21 protein-coding genes are annotated in these 21,429 nt (G+C 52.7%); 5 read left to right on the top strand and 16 right to left on the bottom strand.

Features of this window, described 5'->3' with window-relative positions; all coding sequences use genetic code 11:
• From D9N13_RS10910 to D9N13_RS10840, 15 genes are all read right to left on the bottom strand, one after another.
• Positions 1-1,203 carry an MORN repeat-containing protein gene (locus tag D9N13_RS10910; protein ID WP_290589387.1) on the bottom strand — a complete coding sequence of 401 codons (1,203 nt, stop codon included), beginning with the start codon at positions 1,201-1,203 and terminating at the stop codon, positions 1-3.
• 154 nt (positions 1,204-1,357) lie between these two features.
• Positions 1,358-2,644, bottom strand: a complete 1,287-nt coding sequence (locus tag D9N13_RS10905) for an ABC1 kinase family protein (RefSeq protein ID WP_290589384.1) — start codon at positions 2,642-2,644, stop codon at positions 1,358-1,360.
• Positions 2,645-2,702: 58 nt separating this feature from the next.
• Positions 2,703-3,071 carry a PilZ domain-containing protein gene (locus D9N13_RS10900; RefSeq protein ID WP_290589381.1) on the bottom strand — a complete coding sequence of 123 codons (369 nt, stop codon included), beginning with the start codon at positions 3,069-3,071 and terminating at the stop codon, positions 2,703-2,705.
• A 75-nt stretch (positions 3,072-3,146) separates the two neighbouring features.
• The gene (locus tag D9N13_RS10895) at positions 3,147-3,836 is read right to left on the bottom strand and encodes a general secretion pathway protein GspB (protein ID WP_290589378.1); all 690 of its coding nucleotides are present in this window, start codon (positions 3,834-3,836) and stop codon (positions 3,147-3,149) included.
• Positions 3,836-5,575, bottom strand: a complete 1,740-nt coding sequence (locus D9N13_RS10890; protein ID WP_290589376.1) for an ExeA family protein — start codon at positions 5,573-5,575, stop codon at positions 3,836-3,838. The genes D9N13_RS10895 and D9N13_RS10890 overlap by 1 nt, the downstream gene beginning before the upstream one ends.
• Entirely contained in the window at positions 5,576-6,088 is a 513-nt protein-coding gene (locus D9N13_RS10885) for a type II secretion system protein M (protein WP_290589374.1), read from the bottom strand.
• Positions 6,085-7,446, bottom strand: coding sequence for a type II secretion system protein GspL (gspL, locus tag D9N13_RS10880; protein WP_290589372.1), 1,362 nt, complete (start codon positions 7,444-7,446; stop codon positions 6,085-6,087). The genes D9N13_RS10885 and gspL overlap by 4 nt, the downstream gene beginning before the upstream one ends.
• 30 nt (positions 7,447-7,476) lie before the next feature.
• Complete coding sequence (gene gspK, locus D9N13_RS10875; protein WP_290589371.1) at positions 7,477-8,583, bottom strand: type II secretion system minor pseudopilin GspK; 1,107 nt, start codon at positions 8,581-8,583, stop codon at positions 7,477-7,479.
• On the bottom strand, positions 8,573-9,298 hold the full coding sequence (gene gspJ / locus D9N13_RS10870) for a type II secretion system minor pseudopilin GspJ (RefSeq protein ID WP_290589369.1): 726 nt from the start codon (positions 9,296-9,298) through the stop codon (positions 8,573-8,575). The genes gspK and gspJ overlap by 11 nt, the downstream gene beginning before the upstream one ends.
• Positions 9,295-9,681: a type II secretion system minor pseudopilin GspI gene (gspI, locus tag D9N13_RS10865; RefSeq protein ID WP_290589367.1), complete on the bottom strand. Its 387-nt coding sequence runs from the start codon at positions 9,679-9,681 to the stop codon at positions 9,295-9,297. The genes gspJ and gspI overlap by 4 nt, the downstream gene beginning before the upstream one ends.
• Positions 9,665-10,369, bottom strand: a complete 705-nt coding sequence (gene gspH / locus D9N13_RS10860; protein WP_290589364.1) for a type II secretion system minor pseudopilin GspH — start codon at positions 10,367-10,369, stop codon at positions 9,665-9,667. The genes gspI and gspH overlap by 17 nt, the downstream gene beginning before the upstream one ends.
• Before the next feature lie 5 nt (positions 10,370-10,374).
• Complete coding sequence (gene gspG, locus D9N13_RS10855) at positions 10,375-10,815, bottom strand: type II secretion system major pseudopilin GspG (protein WP_290589361.1); 441 nt, start codon at positions 10,813-10,815, stop codon at positions 10,375-10,377.
• 35 nt (positions 10,816-10,850) lie between these two features.
• The gene (gene gspF / locus D9N13_RS10850; protein ID WP_290589358.1) at positions 10,851-12,071 is read right to left on the bottom strand and encodes a type II secretion system inner membrane protein GspF; all 1,221 of its coding nucleotides are present in this window, start codon (positions 12,069-12,071) and stop codon (positions 10,851-10,853) included.
• 3 nt (positions 12,072-12,074) lie between these two features.
• Positions 12,075-13,592 (bottom strand): type II secretion system ATPase GspE, encoded by a 1,518-nt coding sequence (gspE, locus tag D9N13_RS10845; RefSeq protein ID WP_290589355.1) that lies wholly within the window; start codon positions 13,590-13,592, stop codon positions 12,075-12,077.
• Between the two features lie 123 nt (positions 13,593-13,715).
• Positions 13,716-14,669, bottom strand: coding sequence for a hypothetical protein (locus D9N13_RS10840; protein WP_290589352.1), 954 nt, complete (start codon positions 14,667-14,669; stop codon positions 13,716-13,718).
• A 185-nt stretch (positions 14,670-14,854) separates the two neighbouring features.
• On the opposite strand from D9N13_RS10840, the gene galE reads away from it, so the two are divergent.
• From galE to pgi, 3 genes are read left to right on the top strand one after another with little or no spacing between them, the layout of a single operon-like run.
• Positions 14,855-15,859 carry a UDP-glucose 4-epimerase GalE gene (galE, locus tag D9N13_RS10835; protein ID WP_290589349.1) on the top strand — a complete coding sequence of 335 codons (1,005 nt, stop codon included), beginning with the start codon at positions 14,855-14,857 and terminating at the stop codon, positions 15,857-15,859.
• Position 15,860: 1 nt separating this feature from the next.
• Entirely contained in the window at positions 15,861-16,547 is a 687-nt protein-coding gene (locus D9N13_RS10830; protein ID WP_290589346.1) for a 4'-phosphopantetheinyl transferase, read from the top strand.
• 10 nt (positions 16,548-16,557) lie between these two features.
• A complete protein-coding gene (gene pgi / locus D9N13_RS10825; RefSeq protein WP_290589343.1) occupies positions 16,558-18,180 on the top strand; it encodes a glucose-6-phosphate isomerase in 1,623 nt (540 codons plus the stop codon).
• Here pgi and galU read toward each other — a convergent pair whose 3' ends face one another.
• The gene (galU, locus tag D9N13_RS10820; RefSeq protein WP_290589849.1) at positions 18,181-19,017 is read right to left on the bottom strand and encodes a UTP--glucose-1-phosphate uridylyltransferase GalU; all 837 of its coding nucleotides are present in this window, start codon (positions 19,015-19,017) and stop codon (positions 18,181-18,183) included.
• A 250-nt stretch (positions 19,018-19,267) separates the two neighbouring features.
• On the opposite strand from galU, the gene zwf reads away from it, so the two are divergent.
• Together zwf and pgl are read left to right on the top strand one after the other, a co-directional pair.
• Positions 19,268-20,749 carry a glucose-6-phosphate dehydrogenase gene (zwf, locus tag D9N13_RS10815; protein ID WP_290589340.1) on the top strand — a complete coding sequence of 494 codons (1,482 nt, stop codon included), beginning with the start codon at positions 19,268-19,270 and terminating at the stop codon, positions 20,747-20,749.
• A gap of 2 nt (positions 20,750-20,751) precedes the next feature.
• A complete protein-coding gene (pgl, locus tag D9N13_RS10810) occupies positions 20,752-21,429 on the top strand; it encodes a 6-phosphogluconolactonase (RefSeq protein WP_290589338.1) in 678 nt (225 codons plus the stop codon).

Here is a 21,429-nt window from a genome sequence, read left to right as displayed (position 1 = left end):
CTAGCCTTTATCCCTGTTCTTGACCAGAAAATCCAGATGATCATTCGGTTTTTCCTGTTCCGGGGGCTTGGATTTCGCTTCAAATTGCCCACCGAAAATTTTGTAGCGTTTGTTGGACTCTTCATGGGCCAGTTCCGGAATGCTAAATACTCCGTGAATCTCTCCCTGTTCATCGGCCTTGATTTCCAATCGAGCCACGATTTGGTCGGGTAACTCGATGGCTTTTCCATCTGCGGATGATGCCAGGATCTCGCCCTTGCGCAGGTGATACACACCCGGCCCCGTATATCGATTAACAACCAGATACAAAAACTGATCGTCCTCCTCACTGCGAATGCGTAATTGGGTCTCTAATAATGCAATGGTCTTTTCCCACCACACATTCTTGGTGGTGACATACTGCCTGGCCTTGGTAAATTCATCCTGCAGATGATAAGCGATACCACCTTCAAATTCGTAAGTGGGTTTGTGCTTTTCATAATAGGCTTTTGCCAGCTCAAGCTTGGCAGGATCGCGAATTTCCCGGCCTTTATCAAACAGGCACACATGGATTACCCCGCCCTCAAGGCTGCATTCTCCAACACCATGGCGGAAACCTTTGGAGAACGTGCCACGGTAGCTCCTGCCGTTGGCTTCGGTTTTGATGCCGTGTCCGTGGGGTTTGTTATTTTTGTAATCGCCAATGTAGCGTTCACCGTTGCGATAGGTCATGAGGCCTTTGCCTTCTTTATCGTCGTACTGCCATAGACCTTCGTAAACCGAGCCACTGCGATAGAGCAGTTTACCCTTGCCATGGCGCATACCCTGCTGCCAAGCGCCTTCGTAACGGTTGCCATTCTGATACTGCAAGACACCATAGCCCTGTGTCTGGCCTTTCTCCCATTCACCTTTGTAGACGTCACCGTTACCGAATTTATACACACCTACGCCGTGCATATATCCTTCACGGAAATCCCCGTTGTAGACATCGCCATTCAAGCGCTGGTAAACGCCCTTGCCATGGGGTTTGTTATGCAACCACATTCCGGTGTAGGTATCACCATTGGCAAACTTCCAGGTGTCCCCCGCCAGCATAAGCTCATCGATGGTTTCCTTGAAAACGATTTCGGTAACGGCTTGCGATACCGCTGCGTAGGATTGATTGACAACCAGGCAGGAAAGAAATGCGATACTAAAAAAACTGCGAAAACTGCAAAAATGCACCAGAACCCCCCTAGGGAATTACATAATTCTAAAGCGTATTCTTATTTAGTTATTAATATGAAGGCTATATTACTGTGTGCAAAGAGCCGGTACAATTCCATTTTGTTGTACCAGTGTAAGAAATGTTTATCAGTTATGTCTTGCCGCTGCGGTATCAGGCAGCAATGGAAGCAGGGTCAAAATCGAAATCCACATCATAATGCGTCATAAACCCACCGATGGTAATGATAACCCGTGCCATGGCCACGAATGAGTCTGGCATTATTATTTTGTTTTTCCGCATCTTATCCAGTGAATCACTCAAACGATCAGCGATGGAAAGTGCCTCCGGATTATCCCCTACCACGTATTCCGAGATCTCTTCCAGGGTTTCAGCCCGTTCACAATGAAACCCGGCCTGGCGGAACAAATCACCTAACTTGACTGTGGAAAAGCCCATCAGCCCCATAAGTAGATTGGTGTATTGATTGCGCTGCTCAGCGGAAAGTCGCGCGATGGCGCCATAATCAAGAATCGCAATCTGTTCATCCCGGGTGATCAGAAAATTACCCGGATGAGGATCCGCATGGTAGATGCCAAGTTGGGTGATCTGGTGAATGTAGCTGGCCAACAAGCGCTGCAACACCGGTTTGGCGCGCTCCGGATGCCTTTCCAGGTAGTCCGCCAAACGCACCCCGTCTACCCAGGATGTAACCATGACCCGCTCTGAACTCAGACTCTCATAGAGCTCCGGCATGATGATTCCCGGCAGGTGCGGTTGCGTGCTGAAGGCCTTCAGGTTACGGGCTTCGCGTCGAAAATCCAGCTCTTCCAGCGTCATATTGATCAACTGGCGTACAACCTGCCTCAGATCCAGCTCACGAACCAAAGGACCAAGGGCTTTCGACAGGGTGGTGAACACCAGAGAATCCTGTTCAAATAACGACCTGGCCGTTGGCAACTGAAATTTAACCGCCACCTCCTGGCCGTTCTTCAGGGTTGCGCGATGTACCTGCGCGACAGAGGCGGTTGCGATGGGTAACACATCAAAGCGGGTGAACTGGTTATCCCAATTCTGCCCCCAGCTCATTAAAATAATGGGGTGAATGTCCTCAAAGCGGGCAGGTTCGGCATCATTTTGCAGACGTTGTAACGCAACAATATATTCCCTTGGCAACAGATCCGGCCGACAACTGAGAAATTGAGCAAACTTAACCCAGATCGCGCCGTTTTCGCGACACAACTTGCAGATAGAATCGGCACTTTCGCGGTGGGCCTGGCTCAGTAACTGTTCGGCTAATGGGGGGGCTAAAACCTTGGCCCGGGAGCGATACTGACGGTAAATCTGCTCGATTTGCAGGGCCGTGCGGGTAACACCGATGTAGCGGTCGCGACCGTCGATGATCAGCGTTCTCGCCACATTGAGGTTGGACTTGATGATTTCCAGAGCGCTCATATCCATCAGACCTCCTGACAACACCGCACAGGGAGGAAAAACAATACCTTAGGGGAAGGCGCCTCTACTCTTTGAATAAATAATCCTCCACCAGGCGATCCACGGCATCGAGAAATTCAGCCTGGGGATCCATCAGCTCAAAGCCTGAATCAAAAAAATCCTGATTGGTATCTTTTTGACACCAGCGGCTTTCCGCGTCGAACTCCACTTCTTTACGGCCATCCACCGTATCGGGCAGCACCATTTTCAGCTTGTACTTTTTGCCCGGTTCAACCTGTTGATCTGAGACGATCATCATGCCTTTGGTGCTGATGTCCACCAAATTCCCCAAAAGCGAATTAGTTTCGACATCAAACACCCTCAGGTAATAGATAAGATGCCGTCGCGGTACACTGCGTTTGTTGTCTTCAACAGCGTTTTGTTTCGCCTCCATAATCACACCTCTGACCGGGCTGGACCTCTGTTAAGGTTAGACGACGAAACGGATTTCTTCCTTATTTTGAATGATTTATTGTGCCCAGCGTCCCAAAACGTCCACTTCAAACAAAGTCCCGCCCCGGCTTAGAACAACCCCGCTTTCGGTGATTTCCCTGACCTGCAGCTCCTGGTTCAGATACTGCCCTTCCTTAAGACGCTTGCCATTGATAATAATGGAGCGAAAGCGGGGAATGCTGGAATACATGTGAGAGGAAAAGGTCATATCCGGAATCCCGTCCCGCTCATAAGCCGGTAATTCTTCCAGCTGCGGTAGGTACCCCACACTGGGCACCCGGTCATCCTGGTCTGATTGACCTGTCTCGAGGCTATTCATCTGCGCCGGCTGCGGATCGCTGCGCTGGGTCTGCGCAGGCGGCGGTGGTGCCTTATCAGCACTCACCACCGGCCCGGCCCCGGGCTGGGGCGGCGTCAAGGTTGGTGTTGCCGGAGGCGCCGGCGCGAATTCCGGTAATGCCGGTTCTGAAACCATCTTCTGCGGCGCTGGGCTCACGGCTGCGGGTTGTTCATTGCCGGTAAACTGAAACCAGAAATACACCAGCAAGGCCAGATTAATCACCACCACCGTCACCGTTATGATGGGCCAGGGGTTGGCTTTCCCGCCGCTTACGACCGTTTCGGTGCCGGCCCCGTGAATATCCGGAACCTTGCCGCGCTGGCGTTCCTGCTCTGACTTGCGCAACGCATCCAGGATGTAGGACATCAGGAACCCCCTTCAATAGGGTCCAGGCGCGGGATGGTCTCATCCACCCGCCGCGACAGCTGAATCAGGGTACCTGATCCCACCACACCATCATCAATCTCGCCTACCGTGCGCTGGAACTGTTTCACCCGCTCCACCAGATCCGTATCGTAGGTGGATCGCCCGGCGGAAGGTTGGGGTTTGTTTTCCCAAACATCCAGCTGATAGGAAAGCCATTTGGAAAGTGGTGCAATGGTGCCGGGATGCATCGGGCCATGATAGGACGGCGGTTTTTTCCAAAGCAGGGAGTAATGGCCACGCCAATAGGCATCCAGGTCACGGATATCCACCCGCTTTATTTCACCACCCAGATACACTTCAGCGACCCCGTCATCCAAACGTCGAATCACGATGAATTTCTCATCACCTGCCGGCCCAAATAAACGCACGATGACCGGCATGCCGTAATGCTTGATGGAGCCGAGACTGCCCAGCTTGCTGAGACACGCCAGACCGAGGCTTTCCGCGTACGGACAGGCCATGCCGTTTTCGGCGGGATCATAGGGAATACCCCAGGCTGAAAAGAGATCCCGATAGGCGTCCGCATCCTGCTGATGATCCGCCAGCTCGAACACCTGGTCCAGCGACAACAGACTGCTTTGCTGAGCGGCAGCCTCGGGCACAACTTCGGTTGCCGACTTAATATTGGCCTGTTTAAGAATGGCGGGCGGTGGTGGTGGTTCTTTAGCTGCAGCCGCAGCAATGTCGGCCACCGGCTCGGCTGCATTTGAATCTGCTTCTTCAGCAACCGCATGAGGCGCTTCATGCTGGCTCACACCCATCCAATAGGACAAGCCAACCAGCACCATGATGGCGAAACCCGCCGCACCACCGATTAGCGCAGGCAACCACTTTTGCCGGGTTGATTTCGCCGGGGCATATACCTTGTAACCCAGCACTTCTTTGGCGGCATTACCGAGGATATGGCCATCAATAACCCGGGTTTCCTTGGCATAGGCACCCAGCATCGCCCGATCACACACCAGATTGATGATGCGGGGAATCCCCTTGGATATTTGGTACAGTTTGCGGATGGTCGCCACAGGAAACATGGCCTTGGGGTCCACTGCGCCCGCCACGGTTAAACGATGATAAACGTAGGGGCCAACTTCATCCTCCCCCAACGCATTAAGATGAAAACGGGCGGTTACCCGTTGCGACAGTTGACGCAGTTCCGGTTGCCTGAACATCTCCTGCAGCTCCGGCTGCCCCAGCAGAATAATCTGCAACAGTTTCTTTTCGTGCGTTTCCAGATTGGTGAGCAGGCGAATCTGTTCCAGCACATCGGAATTCAGATTCTGAGCCTCATCAATGATCAGTACTGTATGCCTGCCCTGGGCATGCTGGCGTAACAGGAAGCCGTTGATACAGTCAATGTAATCCTTAACGGAAATGCTGTCACCGATGTATGGAATCGATAATTCGTCGCAGATGGTGGCCAACAACTCTTCCACCTGCAATTTCGGGTTCAACACGAAAGCAACGTCGGTATCGTCCGGAATCTGCTCCAGAAAACAACGACACACGGTGGTTTTTCCGGTGCCGACCTCACCTGTCAGTAACACAAAACCACCATCACGCCCCACTCCATACACCAGATGAGCCAGGGCTTCGTTATGCTGCTGGCTCATATAGAGGTAGTGTGGATTAGGTGCAATGGAAAACGGCGTTTCCTGCAGATGAAAGAAGGCTTCGTACATTTATTTTTGCAGTACCAGCTTTGCGGTTACCAGGCCGGTTTCACGCTCGGCATCAATGGATACATTGACAATTCGAATGCCGTGCCGGCTTTCAATCTGGTGCAACCAACGCATGGTTTTGTCAAAGGACACTTTCTCCAGCCACACACGCAGTTTATCTTCCGATTCCGGTTCAAAACGTTTTACCGTGATGCCCATGGCCGGTGCGGTAGAAGTGACGATGGTCTGTATGGGTTGATCCGAACGGTTGGCAGTGGAACCGCCGACCGCGGACATGCGTGCAACCTCTTCGTTGTCTTTCATCCACGCCATCAGGTTTTGTTTGCCTTGCAGCGTGATCGCTGCCTGATCCACGGAGCGCTGTGCGGGCAGAATCAACAACAAAAAAACCAACACAAACAAGATGAGCACACCAATCCCGTTGACGATCATGCGCTCTGAATCAGACAGGCTGTCGTAGCGCCGGCGTACCGGATCAAGACTGTTTCGCAGATTCTGCAATGCATCACTCATGATCGTTCACTCCGAATTTTCAGGCGGGCTTTGACACGATCTTTATCGCGCGCAGCGGAGGCTGTTTCCACAGCCAACTCTGCCTGCTGCAATTTGGTTTTGAAATCTTCCAGTTTGCCAAAATCCTTCACCAGCAGATCCAGACGCAAATCGCCCTGCCCTTCATCGTAGGATACCCGGCGTGGGGAAATGGCATCATTGTCGGTGCGATTAGCATCGTAGATCTGCTCTCCGGCCAGCGCCAGCAGGGACATAAAACTTTGGCCTTCTGCTCCGCTTTCGAATTCCGCAATATGCTGCTGCATCTGGCGCTTAACATCGACAATGCGCTTGTCACGGGGAAACAACTGTTTGTAGAACGTTTTGGTTTCCTGATCCAGCAACGCCGCTTCCTGATTCATTTTCCAGGCCTGGGTATACAGAAATGCGGTATAGCTGACAACAAACAGAGCAACCATGGCCGCCAACGGTTTCCAGTTAAAGGCGGACGGCTTGCGGCGACCGCTACTGGCATAGCGCCCCTGCAGGAAATCGAAGCGGGGTTTTTTGGCGCCGAAATGGCTGTGTACGTGATCGCATATCAGTTGAAAATCGTTGGAGTTGATCTCATCGTATTCCACCTCAAAGCCAGCGTCCGCCACCTGTCCGGAGATCTGGGTTTTGATCCAGTTCTGCAGATTTTCATTCAAATGTTCCTGGCAAAACAGCACCCTTAATACCTGCGGCTGATCCTGCCAGTGCTCCATGACAGAGGCCAGTACCACCGGGGCGGCATCCATTTCAATCGCCAACCCGTCTACTTCAGAGCGCTTTATCAGCAGGTGGCGGCCATCAAACAGCAGGCTCCATTCACCCTCTTTCCGTGGCAGGCACAACATATCGGGCAGAATGGAATCCAACGGCAGATCGAATTGATTGAACAGCGCCTGGGAACCTTCCACCAATTGCCGGGGAATGCCCACCACCGGTAGCTCGCCATCAGGGGCGCGATCACCGGTGATCAGGTGAAACAGAGCCACATCCTGAGCCACCTGATCCTCAATCATATACGGCAGGGCCTGGGCAATGTGGCGGGTCTGCTTGGAGGGAATGGTCACCTCGGCGGTAAAGGTGTTGACGCCGGATACCAGCAGTGTAATGCCGTACTGGTAGCTGTGATGCCAGCGGTTGTTGAGCTGATCCACAAACTCACTGAACGGTACAATCTGGGAATCGGAGACCCTGCCGTCCAGCTCAGCGCTGGACCATTCTACGTAGAGATCTTCCGGCACATCGACAGGATCTTCATCGCCAAACTGCGAGCAAAGGCTAACCCATTGTTTTTCATTAATAAAACGAACAAAAACTTTACTAGTCACAGGCCCCTTCCTAAGGTGCTTTTCTTATCATTATACTCGTTTTAACGGATCTTCCAGTTTTCTGGACAAGGTTTTGATCTTGACATCACCGTTTGCCGCGCCGTCTTTCAAGCTTGGGCGGTACAGGATGGATCGCATTAAAACCGGCTTCTGGTTAATCACGGCTTCGGCCTCCAGTAAATAGTACTCGCTATTGACTGAAAAGTTACCTATCGATTTGTTGTTGGGTTGTTTCTTTTTTTCGGGATCATTGGGGTCCACGATCTTGGTTTCGTCATCGTTATTCTGGCCATTTCCCACCGATACAGTGGCAGCGGTCGCAATCAGATCATCGAATGCCTGCAGGTCCAGAAAGCCTTTGGCATGGCGTGCCGGCCCATCCTTTTCACGTTCTTCCTTAATCTGTGCCCCCGGCAACCCCAGGTCGTAAGCATCCAGCACAGTCGGTTCTGCGGTATTCACATTTAAAGCCACATCCGGTGGCAGGAAACATATCCTATCCGCCAATGCGGCAATATCATTGGGGGTAAAGCCCTCGATCAGCATCAGCTCGCTGATATCCCACATGATGCTATTGGCGGCTCGATAAGGGCGCTCCAGCCCCAGATAGTCCAGATCCTCCTGCCCGTCGAAGCCGGTTGGCTCCTGGTCCTGATCCATCCAGTCCAGGATGCGCTCGGACAACATCTGGGTTGTGACATTGCTTTCCGTGTCCTTGGGCAACCCTGCAAGATCCATCAGCCGGCGCAGCCGCTCACGCTGCTTTTTTGCAATGGTCGGGTCGGAGGCCATAATGGAATTGACGTTGAAACGCGACTGCAGATCGATAATCCGCCCCTGAATAAAACCTCCGGCCACGGGAAAGGGTTGTGGTGGTTTGGCCCAATCCTCCCCCAGGGTATCCACGAAGGCCGGCTCGTTCCTGTCGTTATCTTCTTTCAGATCCTGCACCAGGCTCAGGTTCGCCAGCTCCTCGGCACCCAGCAGGTATTGAAACGCCTGATCCCGCGACAGCAAGGCCGAAGTGCGCTTAATATCGAGCTTCTGACGATAGGTCATGTCCGTCACGATGATGGCGGCGATGGCCACCATCATCACCACCGTGATCAGCACCGTGCCACCCTGTTTAGGATTCACAACCACCTCCCTTCGGAGCAGTATCGTCATTGGGGTGATACACATCCACAAAACAATTGGCAATCAGAAATTTGCGGGTAATAACCCCCATATCCTCGGTGGTCAGCTTCATTTCCACGATTTTGGGCAACAGAAGGAATTCACGCTCAGGAATGGATGTAGCATTGCCACTGCCACCGGTTTTAAAGCTATCGGGCGGCCACACTTCCACCGACTGCATGGCCTTCTGTTTATCCAGGTAATAAAACACGAAAGACAGGTTTTCCACCCCATCCAGCAGCTCGGTTCGATCCGGTGTTGTGTCTTCGGCCCGATCCAGTACGCGCCAGCTACCCCGCATCAGCTTATTTTCTTCCAGGTAGTAGGCCACCCGCTGCAGTTCCGCCCGTTTTACCTTGGAAAACGGCGAGCGATTCCAGCCGGCCCGGGTAAACTCTATATCGCTGCCCACCTCGGAACGCACGGCATAGAGCGGGGTTTCCGAACCGAATTCATCCCGCACGGTACGTGGAATCATTTGCTGAAAATCCCGGGCCAGAATGTTAAACGCCAATTGATAATGCTTAAGCCGCTCGGCACTGGCTTCGGTGACCTGTTTACCCTTCTGAAAACTGTCAAACGCAACGAACATGCTGGCGGTCATCACCGCAAAGATCGCCATGGCAATCAGCAGTTCAATGAGGGTCAAGCCCTGTTGCGTAGAGGTAATCTTCATTGGGTATCCGAGACGATGGCCGTTAAGGTAGAAAAGTAATCAACTTCATCATCGGCATTTTCAATGCCCACACTGACTTCCACGATACGAATAGGCATTTTGGTCTGCGCTTTCTGCACCTTGGTATTCACCACCCATTCGGTGCCAGCGTATTCGATCTTGTCGCTGCGATCCTGCAACGGCGGATAGGTATTGGCGGCGTGAATCTCAACCAGCTTATTGTTGGCTATCCAGTTGGCGATGGTTTTTTCCTTCAGGTAATTGGCGTTTCGGACGTTGCCATGCATGGCCGTACTCAATGACGCAACTGCCACCGCAAAAATCGCCAGGGCAATCATCACCTCAATCAGGGTAAAGCCCGTGGATTCAGTCTTGCTGATCATCTTCTTCACCCATCCATACTTTACCCACCTCATTGCCGGAAACCTTGGCCATCACATCGCTGTCATCCCGCAATATCATCTCCAAAACGAATGGCGACAATTCACCACTGGACAGCACGAATATGGACGGCTTCAGTTCTTCTTCCTCTTCTTCGAGAATTTTAGAGGCTTGCTTGGCTTTCTCTTTCTCCTTTTGATCCACTCCCCCGTCAAGGTCAATCTGCTCATGATCCACGGTTAACACCAACTCATATTCTTCCGGCAGTTCGTACTCCCGAAATGCCTGCTCGTTGGCGATCAGATTCCAGCTGGGGTCGGGTGTGCTTTCACTGTTGCCCAGGGCGGCAGACATGGCGGCCGATTTGGAGGCATCCGCTGAGTCCCCTTCTATAATATCCATTTCGGTTTCGGTGAGCGCAGACTGTGTGTTATCTGGAACCGACCAGCGGGCAAATTTGTAGCCCTGCTCGGTGACGATGATGCCGATTTCCTCCTGACTGAAGAGCGCTTCTTCCTGGGCCATTTCAATCAGGGCAAGGAAGCGCTGTGCTTCCTTATTCAGTTCCTTCTGGGGATCCTGGTTGACCACGTTGATGGCGATAACGCCGGTCATGATGCCGATGATGGTTACCACCACCATGATTTCGATGAGCGTGAAACCCTGGTGGTGGTTAGCAGTGGATTTCATGTGCCTTAGAGATCGTTGACGGAAATGTCCGCAGCCGGACCTTCGCCACCCTCAGCACCATCCTGGCCAAGCGAAAACAGATCATAGGGCCCATCGGTGCCGGGGCTCAGGTAAACGAATTCATTGTCCCAACCGTCAGCCGGCATTTTTTTCAAATAACCGCCGGAAGGCCAGTTACGGGCATTATCCGGTTTTTCAACCAACGCCTGTAAACCCTGATCGGTTGTGGGATAGCGATAGTTATCCAGCTTGTACAGATCCAGAGCCTGGGAAACTGCCTGCAGGTTGCTTTTGGTGGCATTGATATTGGCAGTATCCTGAGCACCACCGATGTTGACCACCACCAGCGTTGCCAGCACACCCAGTATGGCCACCACAATCATGACTTCGATCAGGGTAAAACCCCGTTGTACGGAGGTGATCGATGTATAGTTAATAGGCTTCATATTAAAAGAACTACCTTTGTTATTTAATCCAATGGTTAGCCAACCAATGAGTTCATACTCAGTATTGGCATCATAATCGAGAGTACAATGATCATGACCACGCCACCCATCACCACCAGCATCAGCGGTTCAAACAGCGCGACGATGGTATCGATCAGATCTTCCAGCTCCCGTTCCTGGTTTGTGGCCGCCCGCGCCAGCATGGAATCCAGCTCGCCGCTGCGCTCACCGCTGGCGATCATCTGCATCATCATGGGCGGAAAATAACCAGAGCCATCCAGAGCAGCAAACAGCGAGCTGCCTTCTTTCAGCTTATCCGCCCCCAGGGTGACGGATTCCCGAATACAGACGTTACCGGCCACCTGACCTGAAATTTTCATGGCATCCACCAACGGCACACCACTTTTGGACAGAATACTCAGCGTACTGGCCACGCGGGAGGCATCCAGCCCTCGGGTGATTTTGCCAAGCAGAGGCGCCTTTAACAACCAGGCATGAAACCGGAACCGAAAAGCCTCGTTCTTAAGGGCACGCTTAAACCCGAACACAGCAGCGACCATCAGCACGATCAATAGCCACCACCAGCTTTGCAGCAGCTCGCTGGCTCCTATTAGGATTCTGGTAAGCACGGGAAGTTCCTGCCCGGAGTCTTCAAACACCGAGACGATTTTCGGCACCACGAAGGTGAGCATGCCCGCCACTATAAGGAAGGCAAAACTGGTGAGTACCAGAGGATAGATCATGGCACCCTGCACCTTCTTCTTGGTGCGATAGCGTGCTTCGGTGTAGTCCGCCAACTGTTCCAGCACCAGATCCAGATGCCCTGAATGCTCACCTGCCGCCACCGTCGCCCGATACAACTCGGGAAAGGAGCGGGGAAACTCATTCAAACTGCCCGCCAAAGTATGCCCTTCCACCACCTTGGCGCGAATGGCCAGCATCATGCTCTTGTTACTGGCCTTCTCCTGTTGCCGGGAAACCGCCTTCAGGGCTTCTTCCAGCGGCAACCCGGCCTGCAGCAATGTTGCCATCTGCCGGGTGATGATGGCCAGATCACCTGCACTGATGGAACCCTTGGCAAACTGAAACTTGTTGCTGTCCTGTTTATCGGATTTTTGGCTGGTGGTTTCCACCGACAGGGGCACCATGCCCTTCTCTTTCAGCTGCTGGCGTACCTGGCGGGCGCTATCACCTTCCAGTACTCCCTTTTTCTGCTTGCCACGCTCGTCTAGAACAACGTACTCAAATGCCGGCACGAATTAGCCCTCTCTGGTCACCCGCAGGACTTCTTCGATGGTGGTGACCCCTTCCATGATCTTACGCCGCCCATCTTCCCGAATGCCGGAGCCATAACGGCGGGCATGTTTGGTCATTTCCTGTTCGCTGGCATTGTTGTGTATCAAGGTACGCAGCTCGTCATCCACCACCACCAACTCGTAGATACCGGTACGTCCGGCGTAACCCAGATGATTGCATTCATCGCATCCCACCGCCCGATGTATGTGGGGGGCGCTGGCGGGATCGAAGCCCATCAGCTCACACTCACCAGCATCCGGCGCATAGCTCTCTTTGCAGTGGGGGCACAATACCCGCACCAGCCGCTGGGCCAGTAAACCCAGCAACGCAGACGAGATCAAAAAGGGTTCAATTCCCATATCCTGCAATCGGGTCACGGCACCGATGGCCGTATTAGTGTGCAAGGTGGATAACACCAGGTGACCGGTCAAACTGGCCTGCACCGCGATTTCTGCCGTCTCCAGGTCTCGAATCTCACCCACCATCACCACGTCCGGATCCTGACGTAACATGGCGCGCAGGCCGCGGGCAAAGGTCATTTCCACCTTGGTATTCACCTGGGTCTGGCCGATGCCTTCCAACTGGTATTCTATGGGATCTTCCACCGTCAGGATGTTGCGGGTGGCGTCATTGAGCTGCGTAAGCGCGGCATACAATGTGGTGGTTTTACCGGACCCGGTGGGGCCGGTCACCAGAATGATGCCGTGTGGTTTGGTAATGATGCCGGTCATGCGTTTCAGGTCATCGGCGGCCATGCCCAAATGGGTCAAATCCAGGCGCCCCGCCTGTTTGTCCAACAGTCGCAATACCACCCGCTCGCCGGCGTTACTGGGCATGGTGGATACCCGCACGTCGATCTCCCGGCCACCCACGCGTATGGAGATACGTCCGTCCTGGGGCACCCGCTTTTCGGCAATGTCCAGTTTCGCCATGACTTTGATACGGGACACCAACAGGGGCGCCAACTGGCGCTTGGGTTGCACCACCTCACGCAGAACACCATCCACGCGAAAGCGCACCACCAATCGTTTCTCAAAGGTCTCAATATGAATATCCGACGCATTGACCTTGACCGCTTCCGTCAGCAATGCGTTGATCAGCCGGATGATGGGAGCGTCGTCCTCCTGCTCCATCAAGTCTTCGGTTTCGGTAACGGAATCCGCCAGGCTGGCAAGATCCAGCTCATCCCCCAGCCCCTCAACCATTTGCATGGCTTCACTGGAGTTGTTCTCATAGGCCTTCGAGAGTCTGCGTTCGAACTCACCCTCGTTCACTTCGTTAAACTGTATCGGCATACCCAGAAAACGTCTGATCTCGACAATGGTGGCCGGCGTCACGCCCGCTTTATAGGCCACCATGGCATCCACGTCGCCGATTTCCTCGATGACAACACCATGTCGCTTTGCGAATGAAAAGGGCAACCGCTTGCGGCTGGGCGCTTCATAATTATCGTTATCGGCCACAGGTAATGCGTCTGTCATGGCTAGCTTTCTCCGAAACCTTACTTTTACCCATTCCCTGGGGTGTCATTCTGATTAATTGGAAATAAAGATCTATGATGCCCTTCCGCAACACTTTTATCAATCGGCGGTAAGCATCTAATATTATTCCGAATTTGCAGTTTCTATACGGAACGTTACGTCCTGAAACAGGCGCTGTTCCAACTGTTGCAGCAACCCCCTGGCGTTCAGGGCCTGCACCTGGATTTCCTGCGCCGGGCAGTAGTCCGGCAGCTTGACCTTTGATTGCTTAACACCCTTTATGGCTCGTCGGCTATCGTTTCTCTGCTCGATATCCGAGCAAATCAACAATTGACGATGATGCCGGTACTGCTGACTGTATTGATCGTACAGATCCGCCAATGCGGTTTTTTCAGCGGCACAATCACCGGACGCACAGCGTACCACTTTTACCCGGTCGGCGGCTTCCAGTTCAGCCAGGAAATATCCGGGAATATTCACAACTCTAGGCCCGGCAGCAGAAGCATCCACCGCTGCAGCCCCTGCGTCCGGGGCATAACAAACACCCTTTTTTTCCGGGGCAAAGAAATAGTAAACATACTTCTCAGGTGCCAGCTCATCGTAGGAGGCTGGGTACTGGGTTAACGTTGTGACGTCAAAGTAGACATAACGGTCACTCTTACCCGCGTACTGTTTGGGACAGGCTTGGGTGTTAAAACGTTCCATCAGGCTCTCATGAACGTGAAGCGCGTCCGGAAACAGGCGGCCAAAACGGATCAGATTCGGCTTCATCAAGCTATTTTCCCACTGCTGCTTGCGCACCTGCCGCCGATAGGGGCTCTGGCCAACATCCCCCTCCAAAGAGGCATAACCATAATCGATACCCCTGTTGATCGCCTGATCCGTGAACTGCTGCTGTTTGCACAGGGCAATCTGGGCATCCAGGCGCGCCCGGGACGAACCACACTGCCCTTCTTCCACCTGGTGCAGTTCGCAGTCCTTGAGGGTGACCGACAACTGGCTTAATCGGGCAAGACAGGGTTCCACCGGGTGCGCCAAACTGTCGTGGGCGGGCACAAGTCCCAAGCAGCACAACATCCAAACTCCAATCCTGGCCATCATCTTGCAGCACCTATATATTGCTGTGTTAGACATCATCTTAATCCACTGTTTACTATAGCCAGTATCGGCCGCCACTGCTTTTTCTAAAGCCGTAACAAAGATCGTGATATACTGGTTAGACTTTGATTTTTCACAAATTTTAGGAATCGGGAGTCAGCAATATGGGTGAAACAAACGCAAATGGCAGCATCCTGGTAACCGGCGGAGCGGGCTACATAGGCAGCCACGTTGTACGGCAACTGGGCGAGCGCGGTGAAAATGTGGTCGTTCTGGACAATTTATCCACTGGCTTCCCGGAAGCCGTCCTGTACGGTGAGCTGATTGAAGGTGATACCGGGGATATGGAACTGGTCAGCCGGATTCTGAAAGAACACAACATTGATACCGTCATGCACTTTGCGGCCCACACCATTGTCCCCGAATCCGTTGAAAACCCGCTCAAATATTATCGAAACAACACCGCCAATACCCGCAACCTGCTGGAATGTTGCCAGAATCACGGTATCAAGCATTTTGTTTTCTCTTCCACTGCGGCGGTATACGGCGAACCTGAAGACCCCAACATCACCGAAGAATCCCCTACCCAGCCCATCAACCCCTACGGCATGTCCAAACTGATGAGCGAGACCATGCTGCGGGACTTGGCGTTTGCCTCACCCATGACCCATGTCATATTGCGTTATTTCAATGTCGCGGGCTGTGACCCGGAAGGGCGCATCGGCCAAAGCACCCGGAAAGCCACCTTGTTGACCAAGGTGGCGGTGGAATGCGCCGTTGGCAAACGGGACCAGGTGTACATTTTCGGAACGGACTTCAACACACCCGATGGTACCGGCGTTCGTGACTACATCCACGTGGAGGATCTGGCGTCAGCCCATATAAAAGCCCTGGATTACCTGCGCAACGGCGGTACGTCTATCACCTTGAATGCCGGCTACGGCCACGGTTACAGTGTGCGGGAAGTTCTCGAAATGGTTGGAAAAGTCAACGGTAAACCATTGAAAACCATTGAAACAGACCGACGGGCAGGCGATCCACCTGCCCTCATCGCCAAGGCCACTAAAATTCGCGATGTACTCGGCTGGCAACCCCGGCACGATAATCTGGAGACCATTGTGAGTTCTGCACTGAACTGGGAACGGAAACTTCTGGAGCGTAACAGCTAAGATGCTGCAGGGTATTGTATCGGACAACGTCCTGTGGAAAGTGGCTGAAGACTGGATGTGGGAAACCCCGCTGTGCGCTGCCGAGGAAGCGCTGATCCAAAAAGCGGTGGATAAGCGCAAACGGGAGTTCAGGGCGGGCCGGCACTGTGCCCACGCCCTGCTGAGTGAGGCAGGTGTTCAATGTGCTGCACTATTAAAGGGCAGGCAAAGGGAGCCTGCCTGGCCCGAGGGCTGGGTGGGCAGCATCAGTCACAGCAACGGGCTATGCGTTGTTGCCATTGCCCCGGACACGGTTTACAGCAGCATTGGCTTGGATGTGGAGCAGGCCTCACCACTGGGTGAGGACATTCTGGACTTGATATGCTCAGCCGCTGAACAGGATCAGATGACGCGCCTGGCCTACACAACTGGCCGGGATCTTGCTTCTTTTCCTCTGAGCAAAGTCATATTCAGCGCCAAAGAGTCCATTCATAAAGTGTACTTCCCGCTGAACTATCACACTCTTGATTTTCTTGATGCCAGAGTGGAATTGAATGCAGGCAACGGTTCGTTCATTGCGCAAATACTCAACCCGGAACCCGAACCCGTAGTCCCCATTAACAGGCTGATGGGGAGGTTCACCATTGGAAACGATTTCGTGGCTACTTTCATAGCGCTGGAAGCCGTAAACTCAAGCATAGCAAGCTAAGGAAGCCAACGTGCCGAACAGTCCTTTTCTTTCAGAAGGGATCCTATCCCATCAACAACGCATCACCCAACAACCCATCACAGCGCTTTTTGAGGCAAACCCCAATCGGTTTGCGGAATTCAGTACCCGCTGTGGCGAGCTTTTACTGGACTATTCCAAGAACCACATTGATGAGGCTGCCCTGGCGGAGCTGATCGGATTGGCTGAACAATGCCGGCTGACCGACAAGATCAATGCCATGTTCAGCGGCCAACCCATTAACAATACCGAGCAGCGGGCAGTGCTGCACACCGCTTTGCGCAACGGCGGTTATCATTTGGATGCGGATACCGCCGATAATATTAATCAGACCCGTGAGCGCATGTTGCTGCTGGCAGACAAGCTACAGGCCACAGAGCTGCTTGGATGTACCGGCAAGCCTATCGATACCGTAGTGAATATCGGCGTGGGCGGGTCTGATCTGGGGCCGGCCATGGCAGTGGATGCATTGAAAAAATACTATGCCGGTCACACACGATTCCTGTTTGTATCCAACATTGATCCCGTGCACATCTCACGCACACTGGAACACTGCAATCCTGAAACCACTCTTTTTGTGGTCTGTTCCAAAACCTTCACCACACTGGAAACCCTGGCCAATGCCAACGCAGCACGCCATTGGTTCCTGGAAAAAACCGGGCGCCACGACGCCATCAAACACCATTTTCTGGCTGTTTCAACCAATCTTGAAGCGGCGGCTGAATTTGGCATACCACAGGAAAATATTTTCCCCATGTGGGATTGGGTTGGTGGGCGCTATTCCCTTTGGTCCGCTATCGGTCTCAGTATTGCGCTGGCCATTGGTCGCGATCACTTCGAATCTTTTCTGGCGGGTGCCAGAGCCATGGACGAGCACTTCAACAGCATGCCATTGCGCCAGAATATGCCGGTTATTCTGGCGCTGTTGGGCATCTGGCATACCGATTATTTTGCTGCCCAATCACAGGCATTGATTTGTTACGACCAGAATCTGGCCCTGTTTCCCGCCTACCTGCAGCAACTGGATATGGAAAGCAATGGCAAGTCCGTGACCCGCGATGGTGACACTGTTGACTATCCAACCGGGGCCATACTGTGGGGTGGCGTTGGTACCAACACTCAGCATTCATTCCACCAGCTACTGCACCAGGGCACGCATTTCATTCCGATTGATTTTATTGTCGGCGTACAATCCACCGACCCTGTAGCTGATCAACAGACATCGCTGTACTCGAACTGCCTGGCGCAAAGCCAGGCATTGATGATGGGACGAACCCTGGCGGATCTTGAGGCCGAAATGCTGGCACAGGGAAAAACCGCTGCAGAGGCCAGGTTCCTGGCCAAACACCGCTTTGTACCCGGCAACAGGCCAAGCAACACGCTTGTCTACCCACTACTCACGCCCTATGTACTGGGTCAGTTGATTGCCCTTTACGAGCACAAAATTTTCACCCAATCAGTGGTCTGGGATATCAACGCATTTGATCAGTGGGGTGTGGAACTTGGCAAGCAACTGAGCAAAAAAATTACCGCCAGTTTGAAGGAGCCGGGGAAAGCCGCCACGGAAGACGGCTCCACCAAGGGCCTGATAGACTATTTCCAGAAATACCGGTAATCAGCAGTTACCGTCTTTCTTATAGAAATTTTCATACATGTAGTTAGTGGCTTCTACAAAACCGTCCACGCTGCCGCAATCAAAGCGCTTACCACGATATTTATAGGCCATAACCGCCCCTTCCTTGGCCTGGGTCAGCAGTGCATCCGTGATTTGAACCTCGCCATTTGCACCCGGCGGTGTTCGCTCAATGATCTCAAAAATATCGGGAGTTAAAATATAGCGACCAATGATGGCCAGGTTGGAGGGAGCCTCACTGGGGTCAGGTTTTTCAACCATATCGGTGACACGATACAGGCCTTCCTTGATATTCTCCCCGGCAATCACACCGTAGCGGAAGATTTCATCTTTAGGCACTTCTTCGATAGCAATGATGCTGCACCGAAACTGTTTATACAGTTTCACCATCTGCGCCATCACCCCTTCTTCCTGCTCAATGCACAAATCATCAGCCAGGATAACGCCGAAGGCCTCTTCCCCCACCATCTTGCGGGCGGTCAGAATCGCATGCCCCAGACCCTTCATCTCGTTTTGCCGGGTATAGGTAAACGTACAGGTATCGATGACTTCACGAATGCTTTTCAGGTAAGCCTCTTTGCCGGTGCCCTTAATCTGGTGCTCAAGCTCATAACTGATATCAAAGTGGTCAGCAATGGCCCGCTTACCTCGGCCCGTGACGAAGCCAATGTCCGTCAATCCGGCATTCATCGCCTCTTCAACCCCATATTGAACCAGGGGTTTATTAACAATAGGTAACATCTCTTTTGGCTGCGATTTTGTGGCGGGTAAGAATCGTGTTCCATAACCGGCCACCGGAAAAATACATTTACTTATCATGACCCAACCTTGTGCAAAAAATATGAATTTCCTTGCCATTTAAGGCGCTAAGTCGGCTAAAAGCGTCTTAAACGGAGCCCAGATTTTACCCATATGTCCATGAAAATATCCAGCCCGCTTTCACATTTCAAAAACTTGCAAGTAACGATATTTGAGCGTATTGGTATAAAAAGTGCTGCGATGAACTCCATAGGACCAATCCATCCAGCCACAGTGACAGCCATTGCGGGCAACGGAGCAGGAGCAACAGGTGAAAGATTCGAGCAATCTCCTTTTCGATTTGGTGCTATTCGGTGGTACGGGTGATCTGGCAATGCGCAAGTTACTGCCCGCACTATACCAGCTTTACCGGACCACGCCCTTCCACTCCCAGACACGAATCATTGCGGTGGGTCGAACTGCTACCAGTAAAGAAGCATTTTTACACCGGGTGCAGGACAAGCTGGAGCAACATCTTCCGGCAGACAGCTGGGATCGGGTTTCCTGGCAGCAGTTTTCAAAACACTTGAATTGCATTGCTATAGAGGCTGATAAAACCGAGTCCTATCGCGAGTTGATTCCGTTATTGGATGACGATGATCGACCCAGAACATTCTATTTCTCCACCCACTCCTCCCTGTATACGGCCATTGCCTCCAGCCTGGGAGCACTGGGTTTGATCAACGCCAATGCCCGGGTGGTACTGGAAAAACCCATTGGACGTGATTTGGGTACCGCCAAAACCATCAGCGGCCAGATGTCCAACTATTTCACCGAATCCCAGATCTATCGCATTGATCACTACCTGGGAAAAGAAACGGTTCAGAACCTACTGGTTCTTCGGTTTGCCAACCCATTATTTGAATCCCTCTGGAATCATCACTACATCGACCACATTCAAATCACCATATCTGAAGCCATTGGCGTGGAAGGCCGCGGTGAATTTTATGAAGAAACAGGTGCACTCAGGGACATTGTACAGAATCACCTATTACAGTTGTTATGTATGTTGGCAATGGAGCCTCCCGCCAACATTGAACCGGATCGCATCCGGGACGAAAAACTGAAAGTTCTGTATGCACTGCAACCCTTGCTTGGCGATGACATTAGCCGCTATGTGGTGCGGGGGCAGTACGCCCCCGGCACCATCGCCGGCAAACCCTGTACAGGCTACACCGAAGAAGAAGGTGTAGCGGAAAACAGCACCATTGAAACCTTCGTGGCAATGAAAGTAATGATCGATAATATGCGTTGGTCCGGCGTGCCCTTCTATCTGCGCACCGGCAAGCGCCTGCCCAATCGCAGCTGTGAAATTGTAGTGCAGTTCAAGGAGGTGCCTCACTGGATTTTTGACACACCACGGGGCCAGCTGATGAGCAATCAACTGGTTATTACTTTACAGCCGGATGAGTCCATAACCCTTCGCCTGTGTGGCAAGCGCCTTGGCCCCGGCATCGATGTACGAACGATTGACCTGAACCTTAATCCGAAATCGCGAGGCAACAAACGTTCCGCTGACGCCTATGAACGCCTTTTACTGGACGTTATTAAGGGCGACCAAACTCTCTTCTTGCGTCAGGACGAACTGGAACAGGCCTGGCATTGGGTGGACCCAATTCTGGAAACCTGGGAGAGAACGACCAGCCCGCCGGAGCACTACGCATCCGGTAGCTGGGGCCCGGCAGGATCAACCCTTTTACTGGCAAAAGACGGCAGGCTGTGGTTCGAGGGCGCGAACGGGCAAGGGAATTGAACATGGCACAGATTCGCCTGGAAAAAAATGAGGCTTTACCTGGCATTGTTGCGGATTACGTGGCAAATGTTATCGCTAGCAGCATTGAACAAAAAGGACATTGTTACTGTGCCCTTTCTGGTGGCAGCTCACCAAAATCCATGCTGGCTGAATTGGCCAAACAGCCTTTACCCTGGGAACAGGTCACGCTTCTGATGGTGGATGAGCGCTTTACCACGGACAAATCCCAACAGAATGAAACCATGCTGCGGGATTTCGTCAACTCCATTCCGGGAGGCAAGCCGGCATTGATCGCTTTACTGAGCGACACCTCATTCGACGCCGCGATCGCAGCAGCCAACAACACCGTGGCGCAAATACCGGGTGCTCTGGATATCGCTGTACTGGGGATGGGGCTGGATGGCCATACCGCGTCACTCTTTCCTGACTCCACCGACTATCAAATGGCCATGACCTCCAGTGACCATTATGTCAAAGTTGTTCCAGGCGCCGCTCCGCATCCGCGAATTTCCATGAGCTATCACTGGCTGCTGACCGTTAAAAACCTGGTGCTTTATATTCCCGGAAGAGACAAGCTTGATTGCTATCGTCATCTGGTGGCAAACCCTGATGCGTTGAGCCCAATAACGTCCCTGACGTCTCAAGCCAACAATTTGACCGTATTCAGTAGCGAGGATTGA

The organism is Ketobacter sp. GenoA1 (assembly GCF_003671475.1).
GTDB lineage: Bacteria > Pseudomonadota > Gammaproteobacteria > Pseudomonadales > Ketobacteraceae > Ketobacter.
Note: the sequence above shows the minus strand (reverse complement) of the source record. Positions and strands in the feature narration are given on the sequence as shown.